A 2,597-nucleotide genomic window follows, 5' to 3' on the forward strand; every position below is an offset into this window, starting at 1 on the left:
CGGCCGCACCGATGTGCCGAAGATCGTCGACTGGTACATGGACGGCAAGATCCAGATCGACCCGATGATCACCCACACGCTCAAGCTCGAGGACATCAACAAGGGTTTCGATCTCATGCATGAGGGCAAATCGATCAGAAGCGTCGTGGTTTACTGAGGAAGATCGCAGGCCGCGGTCCAACCGGCGCGCGGCCTCCGTGGTTCACAATGGGAGGAGAAAAGAAACATGAGCGAACTCCCCGCCATTCTCGTCGATGCAGACGCCTGCCCGGTCAAGGCCGAGGTCGAAAAAGTGGCCGACCGGCATGGCGTCGTTGTCACCTACGTCTCCAATGGCGGCCTGCGGCCGTCGCGCGATCCGATGGTCCGCAATGTCGTGGTCTCCAAGGGCGCTGATGCCGCCGACGACTGGATCGTCGACAATGCACGCACCAACGACATTGTGATCACCGCCGACATTCCGCTGGCCGCCCGCGCGGTGGCGCTTGGCGCCCATGTGCTTGGGCCAACCGGACGTCCCTTCACGCCGGAAACGATCGGCATGGCGGTGGCGATGCGCGACCTGAAGCAGCATCTGCGCGAGACCGGCGAAAGCAAGGGCTACAATGCCAGCTTCGCGCCGCAAGACCGGTCGCGGTTTCTGGGCGAACTCGATCGCATCTTGCGGCGTGCCATGAAATCGGCCACACCGGATTAGCGCTATCCAGGGCTGGAACCACCATGGCCGCCGAAGCTCCGATAGACAAACCCATGCAGCGCCACATGCTGTTTGCTGTGTCTGCCTGCTTCGGCGTCTTTGCGCTTCTGGTGGCGTTGCTGCTGCACGCTCCGCTTGCCTATTCGATCGGCGCCAACGCGTTCTTTGCCGCCTATGTCATTCTCGTCGTCGCCCAGATGCCGAAGTTCACCGGCAGGTATCTGAGCAAGAATGCGCGCGCCACCGACCAGCCGGTGCTGGTCATCTTCGCCGTGACGCTTGTCGTCGTCGGCGTTGCCGTTGTCGCATTGTTCCTGCTGATCAATCAGAAGGACAGAAGCCATCCCATCGAGCTCTTCTTCGCGCTGCTGTCGATCCCGCTCGGCTGGTTCACCATCCATGCCATGGCAGCGCTCCATTATGCTCATGTCTACTGGATGGATGGCGATGCGATGGATGCCGAGACCAGGAAGAAAATCCCGGTCGGCGGACTGCTGTTTCCGGGCGACAAACGGCCGGAGGGTTGGGACTTCCTCTATTTCTCGACGGTGATCGGCATGACGGCGCAGACCGCCGACACCAACATCTCGACGACGCATATGCGTCGTGTCGTGCTTGTCCACTCGATCCTGTCGTTTTTCTTCAACACGGTCATCGTCGCCGCTGCCGTCAATCTCGCCGTCAGCCTGGGCGGTCCGTAATAAATCCGTGATCGGATGAAACATCGGTTTGGATCGCGACGTATCAGGAGGACAATGAGCGCGCAGGCCATGCCGCGAGGCCGGGAGACGAAACACGATGGAATCCGTTGCCAGAAGCCAATCCGCCGCCGATCCAGGCGCTTCGGCGTCGAACGACAAAACGCTGATTTACCGGCAGTCGCGCTGGACGCGGCTGACGCATTGGCTGTGGGCCATCTCGCTGTTCTTCATGCTGTTGTCCGGCCTGCAGATCTTCAATGCCCGTCCGCAGCTCTATATCGGCAAGCAATCGGGCTTCGATTACAACAACACCATCTTCGCCATCGGCGCCGAGAACTCCGATGCGGGTCCGCGCGGCTACACGGAGATCTTCGGCAAACGCTTCAACACCACTGGGGTGCTCGGCTGGTCGGGTCCGGCCGGCCAGGAGACGTCCCGCGCCTTCCCGTCCTGGGCGACCATCCCGTCCTACTATGATCTCGGCACTGCGCGCGTCATCCATTTCTTCTTTGCCTGGATACTCACCACGACGTTGATCGTCTGGCTGGTCGCCAGCATCGTCAACGGTCACATCCGCCGCGATCTCGCGCCACGCCTCGACGATTTGAAGCGGTTGCCGCAAGACATCGTCGACCACGCCAAGCTCAAATTCCACCACACGCGCGAATACAACACGCTGCAGAAGATGGCCTATGGCGGGGTTCTGTTCGTGCTGCTGCCGCTGATGATCATCACCGGTCTGGCGATGTCGCCAAGCATGAACTCGGTGCTGCCTTTCCTCAACGATCTGCTCGGTGGCCGGCAGACGGCACGCACCATCCATTTCACCGTGATGGTGCTGCTGGTCGCCTTCTTCGTCGTCCATATCCTGATGATCCTGGCCGCCGGCCCGATCAACGAGCTGCGCTCGATCATCACCGGCTGGTACCGCACCGATCCTCCCGCACAGAACGACAATACAGCCGAGAGGAGTGCCTGACATGGCGAAGTTTGAGATCAGCCGCCGCAAATTCCTGACCGCTGCCGGCCTTGGCGCTTCCGGTATCATGCTGTCGGGCTGCGACGCCTTTGACAGCCAGCTAAGCGTCGGCAGCGGCCTGCGCAGTTTCCTCGAAAACGCCAATGGCCTGACATACCGGGCGCAACGCCTGCTCGCCGGACGCGGTGCGCTGGCGCCGGAATTCACCGAGGCCGATATC

General features: G+C 61.2%; 3 protein-coding genes and 2 pseudogenes. All 5 read left to right on the plus strand.

The features are described 5' to 3' along the window. Window positions 1-157, plus strand: a pseudogene (locus EN994_RS26380) (S-(hydroxymethyl)glutathione dehydrogenase); the annotation flags it as partial. Window positions 158-226: 69 nt separating this feature from the next. Further along, window positions 227-697 carry a YaiI/YqxD family protein gene (locus EN994_RS26385; RefSeq protein ID WP_013531944.1) on the plus strand — a complete coding sequence of 157 codons (471 nt, stop codon included), beginning with the start codon at window positions 227-229 and terminating at the stop codon, window positions 695-697. Window positions 698-720: 23 nt separating this feature from the next. Next, the gene (locus EN994_RS26390; protein WP_013531945.1) at window positions 721-1,398 is read left to right on the plus strand and encodes a DUF1345 domain-containing protein; all 678 of its coding nucleotides are present in this window, start codon (window positions 721-723) and stop codon (window positions 1,396-1,398) included. A 97-nt stretch (window positions 1,399-1,495) separates the two neighbouring features. Beyond that, complete coding sequence (locus EN994_RS26395) at window positions 1,496-2,377, plus strand: cytochrome b/b6 domain-containing protein (RefSeq protein ID WP_013531946.1); 882 nt, start codon at window positions 1,496-1,498, stop codon at window positions 2,375-2,377. A gap of 1 nt (window position 2,378) precedes the next feature. Then, a pseudogene (locus tag EN994_RS26400) lies at window positions 2,379-2,597 on the plus strand (molybdopterin oxidoreductase); the annotation flags it as partial.

The sequence above is a fragment of the Mesorhizobium sp. M7A.F.Ca.CA.002.09.1.1 genome (genome assembly GCF_003998555.1).
Taxonomy (GTDB): domain Bacteria; phylum Pseudomonadota; class Alphaproteobacteria; order Rhizobiales; family Rhizobiaceae; genus Mesorhizobium; species Mesorhizobium ciceri.